Below are 14191 nucleotides of genomic sequence, written 5' to 3' on the forward strand. Positions count from 1 at the left end.
CCTGACGAGCCGAAGTCGTTACTCGCGGCGGCAGCCACCATGCCCAAGCGATCACTCACCGTGCCCGGCGCGCCAAGCGGCTCGCGAATACGCGACACCTCAACATGCGAGCCCACCAGTCCCAAGGCCGAATACTGCGACTCTCGAATACCGACACTTCACCAGTGCCTCTACCCGGGCGACGACCCGGCGGAGCTCATCCCCGCATCCCGCGCGCCGTCCACACGCATGGCGTCTTCTTGGTGCGTTTATTCGAACCGCTTCACAGCTGAGCCAGGCGGTCCGCTCTGCCCGGCTGGGTTGCCGCCCAGGCTGCGGCGGCCAAGGGGCGGTGTACGTCGGCCCGTCGGATGCAGACGCCGATGGTGAGCCGATCTGGTACGGATGGGGCGGTCACCTGGCGAAGTCTGGCGCGGAGTCCGCTGTGTTGCAGGACAAGATCGGGGACGATGCCCGTGCCGTAGCCCAGAGCGACAAGGGTGAGCAGCGCTTCATGGCCGTCGGTCTCGGCAGCGATGTGGGGATGGATACCCAGGTCTCGGAACCACTGGTCTGCGGCAGCGCGCACGAGTCCCTGCCGTGGCAGGACGAAGGGCTCCGCCGCGGTGGTGAACTCCTCGTCGGCCAACGCGGAACCGGCCTGGACGAGGACGAGCGGGGTCTGTGTGATCTGCCGGGCGAGCACGGTGGCGGGTATCCGGGCTGGGAGGGCTGCGACGGCAAGGTCGGTCTCGCCCTGGTCGAGCAGGGCAAGGGCGGCTGCGGCGTCGCCGGTACGTAAGGAGATACTCACGCGCGGGTGCGCGTCGCGCAGGGGGGTAAGCAGGTCGGGCAGGATGGTGTGGCATGCGGTGACGGAGGCGAACACCCGCAGATGTCCGCTGAGGTCGTCGTCTGCTGCACCGTCGCTGTGGTAGCGGGTCCATAGGTCCAGGGCTTCGGCCGCGTATTGGCGGAAGGCGCGGCCGTGCGTGGTCAGGCATACCCCGTGAGGGCCGCGGTCGAGGAGGCGATGTCCGGTGGCGGCCTCAAGTCGCTGCACGGTCCGGGACAGCGTGGCAGGGCTGACGTGGCAGTCAGCCGCGGTGCGGGTGAAGCTGAGCGTCTCCGCGAGGTGGAGGAAGAGCCGGTACTGGTCGTGGTCCTGCACCTTTCACCTTTCGCAATGCCGCGGTGCGTAAGTTGCCGTTGCCGTAAGTCCTGTGGGCAGCCTACAAACGGGGCATGCCACGAAGCGACACCACACATCCCCGTCCTGTCTGGTACTTCTCCGAATATGCGCCGGTCGGCATCGACTTGGGCAGCAAAGCCGCAGTCGCTGCCTACGACCGCAACCAGGGCACTGACCCGCAAGCTGACGACGCGCTGCTGGACCGCTTGGGCGTCAGCGAAGGCACCCAACTGGTCGATCTCGCGTGCGGTACCGGGTCACTGGCTGTCCAGGCCGCACGGCGCGGGGCCGTCGCGCATGGTGTGGATGTCTCCGAGGAAATGCTGGCCTTCGCCAAGGCGCGGGCTGATCGGTTCGGTGTTGCGCCGCAATGGCACCACGCCGGCTTTCTCGACTACGCCCACCAAGGCCCTCTCGCCGACGTGGTGACCACGAAGTCGGCCCTGCACCAGCTCCCGGACTTCTGGAAGCAGCAGGCCCTGCTCAACGCAGCCGGGATGCTCCGTCGTGGCGGGGTCTTCTACCTGTGGGACGTGATCTTCAGTTTCGAGCCCTCCAGCGCAGAGACACACCTGCAACAGTGGATCGATGCAGCAGGCCGCCCGGACGGCGAGGGCTTCACCGAGGCCGACTTCGAAGCCCATGTCCGCGAGGAGTTCTCCTCCTACGCCTGGATCGTCGAGGGCATGCTGCAACGCGCCGGGTTCGACATAGTCTCCCGCGCCTTTCCTCGTCCCACTCATGCAGAGTTCTGCTGCCGCCGCCGGTAGCGGCTCAGCACGGTGGATGGGCTTGTGTGCAGAGCCGGTGCCCTCGGTCGCCGGGTGACGGTCACGGCGTCGACTTCGTCTTCCGGCCGCAGCCGACGATCTACCTCGTGTGGGCGCTGGGGGATGAGGAGACCCGGCGGGTGATCGAGGCCGCGCACGAGCGGGCGATCGAGTGAGGTCTGCGAGGCGCTGGGGCTGGCGACCGAGCCGCGCACCGTCACCCCCGGGCGCCGGCCGGTCATGGAGATCGCCGGGGTGCCGCACGAGCTGATCCGCTGGACCGCCCGGCGCAGCGACCAGATCGCCGCCTGCCTCGCGGACCTGGAGCACGAGTACGTCACCGCCGTTGACGACGACGGCGAGCTGAAGCCGGCTGCGTCCCGGGCCCCGCGCCAGGACGCGGGGAAGGGGGAAGTACCCCGCATCCCGCCGCAGTACGAGCGAGCTGTCCTCGCCGGTGCCGTGGTGCGGGAGCAGCTGCGCACCACCACCGCCACCCGCGTGCTGCGGGGCCGGGCGCACGACGTCGTCGCGCACCAGCAGGCGGCGATGCCCGAGCAACTGCTCGCGCCCCCGGCCGCCGCCCCCGAGCACGACGACCGGGACCCGGAGACCGGACCCCCGGAGGCGATCGACCTGACGGCGCTGCGGGCCCTGAAGGAGTCGCGCACGGACGTGGAAGCCCTCGACCTCACCGCCGAACGGCTACGCCACCTCCGGGACGCCTTCACCGTGGCACGCCCACCCCGGGCACCGGGCGCTCCTGGCACTCGCAGCCCCCCCAACGCCACTTCGGACACCGTTCCCCCTCTGCTGTCCCCGCCGACCGTCGGACCGTAAGCAGCCCTGGTTGAAGCCCTCGGCACCTGCATCAGCGGCCGAGGGCTTCACCATGAGGGTCGGGCGGGTGCGGCAGTCGCCGCCCGGCAGCGACTTCGCGGCCGGTGACCTTGTCGCCGGGGCGTGGTGCGCCGCCCGGACCCCGAGCCGTGCGGGGCCTGCGCTCGCGGAGAGTTCGACGTGCCGCCGCAACGGCCGCTACACCGAACGCGGCATCTGGGAAGTCGACGGCTTCGGCGCGCAGTTGCTCTTGCTGCCCCGTGGGAAGACCGCTTCGGTGAGCACCATCAGGCCACCGCCATCAGGCATTTCGGTGACGGTGTGTCCGAGTTGGACCAGCAGCCCTGCTACTGCGGCCTGCACGATCACCCTCATGCTGTCGTCGCTTGCTGCATGGCCTGCCTGGTCACGGCTGAGCGCGGTGAACCCGTCCGAGGCCGTCCAGCTGACCAGAGCGCCTGCGGACACCTCGGTCACCCGCAGTCCCGGAACCCGGCTGTCCACGTCGCCGAGCACCTGGAAGCTGGCCTGGACCAGGCAAGAGCTCACCTGGGTAACGAGTTCAGCCGGGGTGCACGACACGCAGATCGCCTGCCCACGCGAAGCACGATCATGCCACCGAGCTGCAAGGCGCCTGTTCGGACGGCGGGCAGGACGCGGGGGACCGGGGCGACGGCGACCGGCGGGCCGCTGGGTGGCCCGCCGTACACGCTGACGGCTCCCCTCCTGCGAACAGGGAAGGGAGCCGTCCAGGTGGGTCCGGAGGCGCTATGCCTTCAGCGGGTCGCGTGACGGTGCGAATGCCGGTTGCCTGTGACGAGGCGGTAAAGGGCGAGCAGGATGACGGACCCGGCGATTGCGGCGATCCAGGTGGAGAGGTCGAAGAACCCGTCGATGGAGTCGACGCCGAAGATGACCTTGCCGAAGATCTGCCCTGGCCAACTGCCCGATCCGGTCGGCTCTGGCCTTCGCCGGCAGTGAGCCGGTGGGCCGAGGCCCGGGATGCTGCCTGTGGCCTCCTGGCCGAGGTGCAGGCCGTTCACGGGCTCCCGGTGACGGAGCGTGCGATGGGCGTGGTGGCGCTGGTGGTCAGCGAAGCGACGTGAGCCGGTGGGCAAGCGCATCAGCTGCCATCGTGCTGGCCGACGATCCCGGCGGGCTGCCTGATGTGAGGGGACCGGGCTGCCGGTATTGGTTACTGGGCCGTGGAGTGCTTGCGGTGGGGGTCCAGCCGGAAGTCGGGACAGTCGCGGTTTTGGCATGCTCCCGGGCCCCACACGGGGACGAATACGCCGAGGGTCTTGTGGCGGTGGACCGCGGCCGGTGTGGGCTTCTTGCAGGTCGGACATGCGTACGATTCAGACTTGCGTTTCACTTTGACCATTTTTTTACGATATGCCCGTATCGACGTGTCGGGAAGTGCCCCGTCTTCTCGCTGGCCTGAGTGCCGGCCGGTTTCAGTGTCCGGGCCTGATGAACCGGTGGGGGGCTCGGGCCCCTCCGCCACAGGTGGTGAGCCGGGCTGCTCGGTGGCTTTCGCGGCGCCGTTCTGTGCGTCGGTCTGTTCGGGAGTGCCTGCCGGGGCGGGTCGTCTGATGCTGAGCAGCACGGAACCGGCCAGGACGATGACGATGACTGCGAGGCTGATCGGTGAGGGTATTTCCGGGATGCTGGGGCTGATCATCTTGTGGGATGCCTGGAGGATGAGCTTGAGACCGATGAAGGCCAGGATGATCGCGAGGCCCTTGTTGAGGTAGTGGAAGCGGTCCAGGAGGCCGGCGAGCATGAAGTAGAGGGCCCGCAGGCCGAGGATGGCGAACGCGTTGCTGGTGTAGACGATGAAGGCGTCATCGCTGACCGCGAGGACGGCCGGGACACTGTCGACGGCGAAGATCAGGTCGGCGGCCTCGATCGCGGCGACCACCGCGAGCAGCGGGGTCGCCATCCGTTGGCCGGCCTCTTTGACGAAGAACTTCGCCCCGGCGTACTCGTCCCGCACGGGGATGATCTTGCGGAGCATCCGTACGGCGAAGCTCTTTCCCGGGTCGAAGCTCTCCTGTTCGTCCTTGAGGAGCTTGTAGGTGCTGTAGAAGAGGACCGCCGCGAAGGCGAACAGCACCGCGGTGAAGCGGCTGACCACGGCCACGCCGAGGGAGAGGAAGATCCCGCGGAAGACGAGCGCGCCGATGACGCCGAAGAACAGCACGCGGTGCTGGTAGGCGCGGGGCACCTTGAAATACGCGAAGATCACGGCGAAGACGAAGAGGTTGTCGACCGACAGGCTTTTCTCCAGCAGCCAGGCTGTCGTGTACTCGGTGCCGGCCGTGGCGCCGAGGACGAGGAAGACAACCGCGCCGAACATCAGGGCGAGGCTCACCCACAGGCCGCTCCAGGCGGCTGCCTCCTTGAACAGGATGACGTGCGCGGTGCGGTGGGACAGCAGGTCTACCGCCAGCGACACGATCACCGTCGCGGCGAACGCCCCCCACAGCCAGAGCGGGACCTCAAGCACGCCGAACACCTTCACCACGGCCGGCGCGAAATGCGTCGGCCCCTATACAGGAGTGTCCGCCATGGCGCCCCCGGGAGCATGCGGAGCGGGCGAGAACCTGTCACACCCTCTGTCCGTCATCTACTTCGCGAACCGCGCCCTGCCCCACCTGCCGGTCTTGGGCATCATCTGGCTCGGGTAGCCACCCGTGACAACGCCCGAGGCCTGGCCGGGTCCGACGGGCGTTAAAAGTCCAGGGACGTACCGTGACCCAGCCGCCCCGAAGCAGCTTTACTGTTCCTTTACTATGGGGTGGGGGACAATCCCTCTCCCGACGAAGACGTTCCGCCCCCGGTGCCGGGGGCGGCTGAGTAGATGAAGGAGTGGCAGACCCTCAATGGGTGAGCCTCCCAGTACGAGCCGTGCCATACCCCGCCCGACAGAGAGCTGCGAATCGGGGGTGGCACGGTGACCGAGATCCTGCTGCTCCTGCTCGCTCTGGCGCTGACGCTCGCGTGCGCGGTATTCGTCGCGGCGGAGTTTTCCCTGACCACTGTCGAGCGCGCTGACCTCGAGCGCGCAGCTGAGGCTGGTGAGCGTGGCGCCGACAGTGCGCTGAAGGCGGTCAAGCGGCTGACCTTCCAGCTTTCCGGTGCCCAGCTGGGCATCACTGTGACCTCGCTGGTGATCGGTATGCTCGCCGAGCCGTCTCTGGCCGCGCTGCTGCGCGGTCCGCTGACCACGATCGGTCTCGCGGGCGCGGCCTCCACAATCGCCACCGTCCTCGGCGTCGCCGTCTCCACCGTGGTGCTGATGGTTGTCGGTGAGCTGGTGCCGAAGAACTGGGCTATCTCCCGGCCGCTGGCCGTGGCCAAGGTCGTCGCCACCCCGCAGCGCAGCTTCACGGCCGTGTTCGGACCCTTCATCGAGCACCTGAACAACACCGCCAACCGTTTCGTACGCCGCCTCGGCCTGGAGCCGGCCGAAGAGCTCGCCCACGCCCGCAGCCCGCAGGAGCTGGTGGCGCTGGTCCGGCACTCCGCCGCCCAGGGCGCGCTGGAGAAGGACTCCGCCGAGCTGTTCGTGCGCACCCTTCACCTGGGTGAGCTGACGGCCGAGAACGTCATGACCCCGCGGGTGGACGTCAAGGCCCTCGAAGCCCACGCCAGCGCCGCGGACGCGGTCGACCTCACGCACGCCACCGGCCTGTCCCGCTTCCCCGTCTACCGCGACAGCCTCGACGAGATCATCGGCACCGTCCACATCCGCGACGTCCTCGCCCTGGACGAGGACAAGCGCGACGGCACACAGGTCACCGACCTGATGACGCCGCCGCTGCTGGTGCCCGACAGCCTGCCCGTCGACACCCTCCTGGGCAGGCTGCGCACGGCGCGCACCATGGCCGTGGTCATCGACGAATACGGCGGCACCGCCGGCGTCGCCACCGCCGAGGACATCATCGAAGAGGTCGTCGGCGAGGTCCGCGACGAACACGACCCCCAAGAGGCCCCCGACCTGCTCCCGCGGCCCGACACTGACGACGGCCGGCCCGTCTGGGAGGCCGACGGCAGCGTCCGCACCGATGAGCTCGCCGAGATCGGCCTGAGCGCCGAGGACGGCCCGTACGAAACCCTCGCTGGTTTGACCGCCACCCTCCTTGAGCGCATCCCGAAGCCTGGAGACACCGTGCACTTCGACGGATGGGACATCACCGTCCTCGACGTCGACCACCATCGCGCCGACCGCCTCACCCTCACCGCCCCCGCCGCGGACCGTGCCGAGCAGGAGAGTGCCCGATGACCACCATTCAACTGCTCATCGGCGCCCTGACCCTGCTGACCAACGCCTTCTTCGTCGGCGCCGAATTCGCCCTGATCTCGGTACGCCGCAGCCAGATCGAACCCAAGGCCCAGGCCGGCAACAAGCGCGCCAGGACCGCACTGTGGGGGGTGGAGCACCTGTCGGCGATGATGGCCACCGCCCAGCTGGGCATCACCGTCTCCTCCCTCGTGCTCGGCGCCGTGGCCGAGCCGGCCATCGCCCACCTGTTGGAACCGCCCTTCCACGCCATCGGGGTGCCCGAGGGGCTGATCCACCCGATCGCCTTTGTCATCGCCCTGACGCTCGCGACGTACCTGCACATGCTCTTCGGCGAGATGGTCCCCAAGAACATCGCCCTGGCCGCCCCGGTGCCCACGGCACTGTTCCTCGGCCCGCCGCTGGTCGCCCTCACCCGCGCGCTCAGGCCGTTCATCTTTGGCATCAACGCCTTCGCCAACACCCTGCTGCGCCTGCTGAAGGTCGAGCCCAAGGACGAAGTCGCCGCCGTCTACACCGACGACGAACTCGCCCGCCTCGTCGCCGACTCCAGTCAGGCCGGCCTCCTCGATCCCGCCGACGCCGACCGCCTGCACGACGCCCTGGAGCTGGGCACCCGCCCGGTCGGCGAGGTCCTGGTGCCGCTGGCCCGGATGAGCACGGTCGACCAGCGCGTCACTCCCGCCCAGCTGGAGAAGGCCGCGACAGGTGCCGGCTACTCCCGGATGCCCGTCGTCGGCCCCGGGGGCACGATCATGGGCTACCTGCACATCAAGGACGCCATCGGCGTGCCCGAACGGCACAAGCCCTTCCCCCGCACCGCACTGCATCCCGTGACCCGCGTGCAGATCGACACCCCGCTCGACGACGCCCTCACCGCGATGCGGGCAGGCGGCACCCACCTCGCCGCCGTCACCGGCGACAAGGGCACCGTGATCGGCTTCGTCACCATGGAAGACGTCCTGACCGAACTCGTCGGCCCCACACTCGCATGACCGGCTCAGCCCAGACGCGGGGGGATGTCGGCGTCGTCCGCCGCGGGCATCCCCGCAGGAGGGAGCCGGTGCGATGTCGGGGGTACGGGCTGAGCTGAGCATGGGTGTCGACGTGGCCCTCCGGGTCTTCCTCCAGGAACGTCGACGCCCCTTGCACAGGCCGCCTGATCACCCCGTTACGCGGCAGGCGCGGCAAGGCGTTGCTCAGCCTTCCCGTGGTTCGACTGGGCCAGCCGCCTGGGCACCTGCACCCTTAGGTGCCGCGAGCACGATCAGGACTGCAGCGGCAGCGATACAGCCGAAGCTGACGCTCGTGCAGGCCATAACCGTCTCGTAGGAGGCGTCCGCGATCCACCGGTCGCCCACACCCCCCACGCCACCCGGTCGGCCCTCTACCTACTGTGCGCCGACGACACCGTCGATCTCGCCGACGCTCTCGCGCGTCGGGTCTGGAGCTCCCGGCCCAGCGAGGGCAGGGACGATCGCAGGGCCGAGCACAGGGAAACGGAGGATCTGCTACGCCGCTTCACCCATCAGCTCCGGCAAGAGATAGCCAGGACATAGTCTCAGCTGGTTGTTTGCGCCGGTTCTGGCCGAGGAGATGACGCTGTCCTTGAGGACCTTCAGTCCCGTGCGGCTTCTCGGGAGTCGGGCTGGCCGCTCCGGCGGGAGGCCCGGCGGGTGATGCGCCTGATCATGATGGTGATGGCGGCCCAACTGATCAGTGAGTGGGTGTTCTTGAACCCGTAGCCCTGTCTGACTCCAGTTGACAAGATCAACCCATGAGTCAGCACTCGGTGTCCTTGGACAAGATCGCGTTTGATGACTGGCGGGCCATTCACTCGTGGGCCTGTCTCCCAGAGGCTTGTCGTTTCCAGCCTTGGGGACCGAACACTGAGGACCAGACACGCGATTTCGTGAAGGCCGCAGTCGAGGCTTGGTCGAGCACACCCCAGCAGAGGTTCGCCCATGTAGCGCGCTTCGGGGACGACGTTGTTGGTGTGGGCGAGCTGCATGTCCGCAGTCACACGCAGCGCCAGGGCGAGATCTCCTACATCGTGCATCCTCGGGTATGGGGGCAAGGCGTTGGCACAGGAATCGGGCGCCAGCTTCTGCAACGCGGCTTCGTTGAGTTGGGGCTTCATCGAATCTTCGCCACCTGTGACCCGCGGAATCTCGGCTCCGCCCGAGTGCTGGCCAAGCTCGGTATGACGTACGAGGGGCGACTTCGACACACGGCATGGATACGGGACGGCTGGCGGGACTCCCTGACGTTCAGCATTCTCGAAGAGGAATGGCGTGCTGAAGACTCGGAGTGATGCCGGCGTAGAGACGGTCGGTTCACGAAGTGGAGCCGCGCTTCTTGGCCCAGTTGTCGGTGCCGGGGGCTCTTGCGGGTGAGGCGTCGGGTCATCGTGGTGATGAGTGCCCAGTTCAGGTGTGCTTCGAATTGCTGGGGCAGACGTTCGTAGTCGCGTGCGTTGCGGCGTGCGTTCATGTACCAACCGATCGATCCCGGTTCGCCGCGGTCGGTCGGATTCGGTCCGGTCAGCGATCCTTGGTCGGCTGGGACAGCACAGCCTTCCACCCCGGCCCCGTTCGGCTTCAGTACCCACCCACGGGACCAGACCAACCCACTCACGAGGCATCCGGCCCAGACCGAGGTATGTGACTTCCCCACCAACTGAGACGACCTCGTGGTGGGTGAGGATCCATCGTTTGACGCTGGCCTCGGCGGTGAGCTGGACGACGGTGAGGGCTCCGGTGGAGCGGGTCGACGTGCCGGCCAGGAGGCGTTGTATTGCCGCGTGGATGGCGTCGCGTTCGGCTGTGCGGTCGATGCTCATGGCGGGAGCTTCTGGTGGTTGTCTTGGCCACGGAGCCTGCACCTGTTGAGTGACTCACCAATCCGGCGCGTCGCAGCTGGCACGCTGTGTCCATGGGCATGGAGGCGCTCAGCGCAGATGACTACGAGTCGGTGCACCGGGCAAGCCGAGGCTTGGCCGCGCGGTACGGGATGGTGACGCTCAACGCCATGATGGAGGCGTGGGAGGAGTTGGTGGAGGATGTCGAAGAGGGGTTCGACGTCGAACTCATCTGGGAGTACGCGGACATGCTTCGTTGCCGTCGCTGGCTAGCGGAGGCATGGCCCGTGTTCACTGACAGGATTCGGGCCGCGCGGCAAGCGGAGCTCGACGCGCTGGATGCCCGCTTCGAACTGGCTACCGTGCCCCTGTACGGCCAGGCGGACAGTGCGCCATGGCACTCCCGGCGACCGCGGCTGATCGTAGGTGACCCTCCGCTGGAACTGCCCGGATCCTGGTCCCTGTGACACGTCTGGGAGCGGAGGGTCGGCATCCCACGGCGCAGTGGCCACGACCCGGCGGGTGTTTGGTTTACGGCTGCGCGGCTCGCCGTGCCGGTCGGCACCCGGCCTGCCCGCGGCTATGGACAGGCCGGGGCCATTCAAGAGGCGACTGAGGCAGGGGCATTCAGCAGCGAGCTGGGGAGATAGGCGGACTCGATCTGCAGGTCCCAGCCGTGCACCCGCACGGCGAGCACGGCCAGGGCGATCGTGCCCACGGGCAGCAGGCTCCTTGGCGCAGGGTCCTCGCGGGCGCCCGCACGGTGCTCCACAAGCCGTTCGTGCAGCGCGTGCTCGAAGGCGCCCTGGTCATCTCGGAGCAGGATGCGCAGCAGCCGCTGGTCGGGGCTCGTCGCGCCGGCCGCGTCCAGAGCCAGGGCCGCGTCCAGCCGCTCGTCTACGGAGGGCTTGCACAGCGTCACCTTTGGCCAGTCGCGCGGCAGGTGGCCCTGGGCGGGGGCCAGGTAGCCGCAGAGGGCGTCCATGTGCGCGAGGTCGGCCGGTTGGGAGATCGAGCCCCGCTGCGCGTGGGGGAGGTTCTCGTGCAGCATCGGAGCGTAGTCCTTTCGAAGCAACAGCCCGATCACCCGCTCCCAGTCCCACACCAGGCCGCTGGCCACGCAGAGGTTGAAGGCTTCAACCCAGGTGCGAGCGGTGACCGTGTCGGTCGCGTCCCGCATCTCGTCGAAGTCCTTCTCCTCGCTGCTGAAGCGCGTACGTGTCAGGGGGAAGGGGATCTCCCAGTCACCGTTCGGGCAGCAGCCAAGCTCCAGCACACCGAAGAGGCACTCGGCCGCCGTCGTCAGCGCGAGCCGGGTGCGTTCGTCCTCCAGACTGGGATCCTGCACGCTGCGTGCGGCAACGTGATCCAACAGCTCGTAGCCGAGCTCCGACAACATCTCGCGCATCGGGTACTCGTTGTAGTAGACGTCCTCGAAACGGCGCTGAACACGGTCCGCCATGTCCCCGAAGGCCTGCTCCAAGCGCTGCTGGTTCACTGCGTGGCGCGTCACGTTGCTTATCCCCATCCATTCATTCTGTCAGCCGACACCGACAACGCGGCCCTGGAGGACTGGTGACAGCCCCGTTGGTGCCGTCGGAGCAAGGGGGGAGAGAAGTAGGCGACGCTGCCGGTGACGACGGGCACGAAGCCCAGGTGCGCGAGCGCGACGGTGGTGAGGAACGGTCCGCACGCAGTGGGTCCCGGGGCCGGATTCGACCTGCGAGGTGACGGTCATCCGGTGCTTTGCTGTGCTCGCGCGTTCGCCGCGGGAGTCTGCGGAGACGACGTGTGCCTTCACCCCGCAGTCGGCTGACCGTCTTCCGCTTCCCTCTGCACACCCCAGGTCGCGCGGGGGTGATGGCCGGTCGCCCCGATTAGGATGTGCCGCGCTTTGGGGATGGGACTGTCGAGGGGGAGTGACGGAGTGGTGACGACGGCTGCCGCGTTGGTTCTGCGAGGAAAGAGACGTTCGGCGCTCCGCCTGGATGGTCAGGTGGTGGTACTGCGGAGGTCCGCCGAGGAGCTCCGCATACCGGTGGAAGCGATGGCGGAGGTACGGGCGGAGGGACGTGCCGTCGAGATCGAACTGCTGGGCGGAGCCGAACCGGTGGTCTACCGTGTCGAGGGGATTTCCGAGGCGGGCGCTGCCGCGTTCGGGCAGTCGGTCGGTCGGTTGCTGCCGACGCCCGACGGTGACGCAGAGGCCGTGGACGGCCTGTCGCTGGTGGACGTGCGTGCGCTGCCCGGCTGGAACAGGGGGTGGTTCTCCGGGCGCAGACCGGTCGCCGCGGTGGGCGCCCTGGTCTATGCCGGGCTGGTGGCGGCCGTGGGCGTGGCTGGGGGCGGGGAACAGGTGGCTGCACTGCTCGGCGGTTCGGTCGCGCTGTACGCCGGGTGTTTCATGATCTACGCCGGGGGCCGGGCGAACGTGGCGGACTGGCGGCTGAAACGGCACGGCATCACCGTCGTGGCCCAGTTCTCGCACTACACCAACAAGTGGCGGGTGTACACCTACACGACGGCCACCGGCCAGAGCTACACGTACCAGACATCCGGCAGTGGCACGGACCCGATCGAGATCATCTACGATCCCGCGCGGCCCGGCGACGCAAGGGTGGGCGTCAGCGTCCTGGACACACTGATCATCATCCTTCTCCTCGCGCTCCCGGGCTCGGTGGCGGTGGTGGGCATCTTCCTCGTCGGTCACTCGGTCGCCGCGCTGTGGGGCGGCGCGTGACAGCCATGCTGTCGAGCTACTACTGAGACTCGAGGTTGAGGTGACGTCAGAAGTCTGGCCGCGTTGGTTGCCGTATCTCGGAAACCGTCCGGTCCCCGTACGCGCTGCCGTTATCCCGGCGGCGTTTGGCACACTCGCCTGCAGGGCGGCGTCGGCGGCCTGGGCGCCGCATACTGAGGCGGTGACACACGTGAATGGCGACGATGCCACAGCGGTCCTGCTCGCGGAGTACGCCGCAGGGACCCGGGACTTCATCGGCCGGAAGTGGCGTGACCTGCGTCTTGGCCAGTGCGACTTGTCGGGAGCGAGGTTTACCGACTGCGAGTTCCTCAACTGCATTTTCGCGCTGGCGCAGTTTAAAGAGTGCGTCTTCCAGACCTGTCGCTTGCAGCAACTCAACGCTATCGGGGCTTCGTTTGAAGGAACCGTCTTCCGTGACTGCGAGATCCGTGAGGCGGCGTTCGGTGAGGCGGACTTCTTCCGCGCGTCCTTCATGGACTGCACGTCGGCCGGCAACTACCGCGAGGCGTTCTTTGTCCAAGCCACATTCAAGCAGACAGTGTTCGAGGGATCGGTGTTCCAGGGGACGATCTTCGGCTTGAACACCTTCGAAGAGGTCAGTTTCGTCGTTCCGACATTGAACGACATCAAGATGGCCGGCCCCAGCAGCATCGATCTGAAGACCGTGTCCGACTCCCTGCTTCTCAACAACCTGGCTCTCGGCCAATCAGTCAACTCGCCAGGGAACGAGGAGGTCGTGCTGGACCTGAGGCGCGCGCTACGAGGCCTGGAGCGGTTCTTCCTCGCAGCCGGGGTCGAACCGGAGACCGTCCGCGCGCATGCCAAGGGCTCCTCCTTCCAGCAATCCGTGACCCATCCCACGGCCTTCCTCAGCTACAGCACGCATGACGAGGAGTTCGTTGCGCGTCTGCACCGCTACCTGGAGAGCTTTGGCGTAGATGCCTGGTTCGCGCCGCACGACATGCAGGGCGGACAGACGATCTTGGAGCAGCTCACGGAGCAGGTTCAGCGGCGCAGCAAGGTCATCCTGGTTCTGTCGGAGGCCAGCATGGCCAGCCACTGGGTCGCCACCGAGATCCTCCGCGCCAGGAACGCTGAGCAGCAGACAGGAGCCCGGAAACTTTTCCCCATTCGCCTGGTCGGCATGGACAAGCTCCGTGCCTGGGAACTATTCGACGCCGACACCGGGCAAGACGTCGCGCGCAGGATTCGCGAGTACTTCATTCCGGACTTCTCGCAGGTGCAGGACGATCTCCACTTCAGCCAAGCGGTGACCCGGCTGATCCACGACCTGCGGGCGTCGAGCTGACACCGGAGTCTGGCGGTTCTGCTCGGCGACTGCGGGGGCGAAATCGGCGTGTTCCAGGATGAGCTTCACGAAACAGTTCCTTCTGTGGAGTTCAGCCGACGGCGTCCTTGCCTTCGGAACCATATGTCGAGACACGTGCCCGGCTCACACCGAAAGCCGAGCAGCACCACG

General features: G+C 67.6%; 13 protein-coding genes and 3 pseudogenes. 10 read left to right on the forward strand and 6 right to left on the reverse strand.

The window, feature by feature from the left end; genetic code table 11:
- Positions 1 to 262: 262 nt before the first annotated feature.
- Positions 263 to 1150, reverse strand: coding sequence for an HTH-type transcriptional activator IlvY (gene ilvY, locus AQJ84_RS27425; RefSeq protein ID WP_030040586.1), 888 nt, complete (start codon positions 1148 to 1150; stop codon positions 263 to 265).
- A gap of 74 nt (positions 1151 to 1224) precedes the next feature.
- Between ilvY and AQJ84_RS27430 the strand changes: the two genes are divergently transcribed.
- The 3 genes from AQJ84_RS27430 (at position 1225) to AQJ84_RS44395 (ending at position 2781) form a co-directional block, all read left to right on the forward strand.
- Positions 1225 to 1941 carry a class I SAM-dependent methyltransferase gene (locus tag AQJ84_RS27430; protein ID WP_030040585.1) on the forward strand — a complete coding sequence of 239 codons (717 nt, stop codon included), beginning with the start codon at positions 1225 to 1227 and terminating at the stop codon, positions 1939 to 1941.
- A gap of 26 nt (positions 1942 to 1967) precedes the next feature.
- Positions 1968 to 2117: a hypothetical protein gene (locus tag AQJ84_RS44390; RefSeq protein ID WP_220450767.1), complete on the forward strand. Its 150-nt coding sequence runs from the start codon at positions 1968 to 1970 to the stop codon at positions 2115 to 2117.
- A gap of 64 nt (positions 2118 to 2181) precedes the next feature.
- The gene (locus AQJ84_RS44395) at positions 2182 to 2781 is read left to right on the forward strand and encodes a hypothetical protein (RefSeq protein ID WP_225889160.1); all 600 of its coding nucleotides are present in this window, start codon (positions 2182 to 2184) and stop codon (positions 2779 to 2781) included.
- A 198-nt stretch (positions 2782 to 2979) separates the two neighbouring features.
- Here AQJ84_RS44395 and AQJ84_RS43195 read toward each other — a convergent pair whose 3' ends face one another.
- The 3 genes and pseudogenes from AQJ84_RS43195 to AQJ84_RS27450 all read right to left on the reverse strand — a co-directional run.
- The gene (locus AQJ84_RS43195; RefSeq protein WP_059198877.1) at positions 2980 to 3363 is read right to left on the reverse strand and encodes a hypothetical protein; all 384 of its coding nucleotides are present in this window, start codon (positions 3361 to 3363) and stop codon (positions 2980 to 2982) included.
- A gap of 194 nt (positions 3364 to 3557) precedes the next feature.
- Positions 3558 to 3785 carry a GlsB/YeaQ/YmgE family stress response membrane protein gene (locus tag AQJ84_RS27445; RefSeq protein WP_374935418.1) on the reverse strand — a complete coding sequence of 76 codons (228 nt, stop codon included), beginning with the start codon at positions 3783 to 3785 and terminating at the stop codon, positions 3558 to 3560.
- Positions 3786 to 4303: 518 nt separating this feature from the next.
- A pseudogene (locus AQJ84_RS27450) lies at positions 4304 to 5293 on the reverse strand (TerC family protein); the annotation flags it as partial.
- A gap of 447 nt (positions 5294 to 5740) precedes the next feature.
- Between AQJ84_RS27450 and AQJ84_RS27455 the strand changes: the two are divergent.
- The 4 genes and pseudogenes from AQJ84_RS27455 (at position 5741) to AQJ84_RS27465 (ending at position 9404) form a co-directional block, all read left to right on the forward strand.
- Positions 5741 to 7072, forward strand: a complete 1332-nt coding sequence (locus AQJ84_RS27455) for a hemolysin family protein (protein ID WP_030040579.1) — start codon at positions 5741 to 5743, stop codon at positions 7070 to 7072.
- A complete protein-coding gene (locus AQJ84_RS27460; protein WP_030040577.1) occupies positions 7069 to 8085 on the forward strand; it encodes a hemolysin family protein in 1017 nt (338 codons plus the stop codon). Before AQJ84_RS27455 ends, AQJ84_RS27460 begins: the two co-directional genes overlap by 4 nt.
- Positions 8086 to 8463: 378 nt before the next feature.
- Positions 8464 to 8649 (forward strand): annotated as a pseudogene (locus tag AQJ84_RS45010) (hypothetical protein); the annotation flags it as partial.
- 218 nt (positions 8650 to 8867) lie between these two features.
- On the forward strand, positions 8868 to 9404 hold the full coding sequence (locus AQJ84_RS27465; protein WP_030040575.1) for a GNAT family N-acetyltransferase: 537 nt from the start codon (positions 8868 to 8870) through the stop codon (positions 9402 to 9404).
- Positions 9405 to 9469: 65 nt separating this feature from the next.
- On the opposite strand, the pseudogene AQJ84_RS44400 reads toward AQJ84_RS27465, so the two are convergent.
- Positions 9470 to 9598 (reverse strand): annotated as a pseudogene (locus tag AQJ84_RS44400) (IS5-like element IS4811 family transposase); the annotation flags it as partial.
- 426 nt (positions 9599 to 10024) lie between these two features.
- Between AQJ84_RS44400 and AQJ84_RS27470 the strand changes: the two are divergent.
- The gene (locus AQJ84_RS27470; protein ID WP_128092273.1) at positions 10025 to 10417 is read left to right on the forward strand and encodes a hypothetical protein; all 393 of its coding nucleotides are present in this window, start codon (positions 10025 to 10027) and stop codon (positions 10415 to 10417) included.
- A 134-nt stretch (positions 10418 to 10551) separates the two neighbouring features.
- On the opposite strand, the gene AQJ84_RS27475 is transcribed toward AQJ84_RS27470, so the two are convergent.
- Positions 10552 to 11478 (reverse strand): immunity 49 family protein, encoded by a 927-nt coding sequence (locus AQJ84_RS27475; RefSeq protein ID WP_225877246.1) that lies wholly within the window; start codon positions 11476 to 11478, stop codon positions 10552 to 10554.
- 510 nt (positions 11479 to 11988) lie between these two features.
- Here AQJ84_RS27475 and AQJ84_RS27480 point away from each other — a divergent pair.
- Positions 11989 to 12690 carry a hypothetical protein gene (locus AQJ84_RS27480; RefSeq protein WP_157874986.1) on the forward strand — a complete coding sequence of 234 codons (702 nt, stop codon included), beginning with the start codon at positions 11989 to 11991 and terminating at the stop codon, positions 12688 to 12690.
- Positions 12691 to 12871: 181 nt separating this feature from the next.
- Positions 12872 to 14020, forward strand: coding sequence for a toll/interleukin-1 receptor domain-containing protein (locus AQJ84_RS27485; RefSeq protein ID WP_157874987.1), 1149 nt, complete (start codon positions 12872 to 12874; stop codon positions 14018 to 14020).
- Positions 14021 to 14191 lie beyond the last annotated feature (171 nt).

The sequence above is a fragment of the Streptomyces resistomycificus genome, assembly GCF_001514265.1.
GTDB lineage: Bacteria > Actinomycetota > Actinomycetes > Streptomycetales > Streptomycetaceae > Streptomyces > Streptomyces resistomycificus.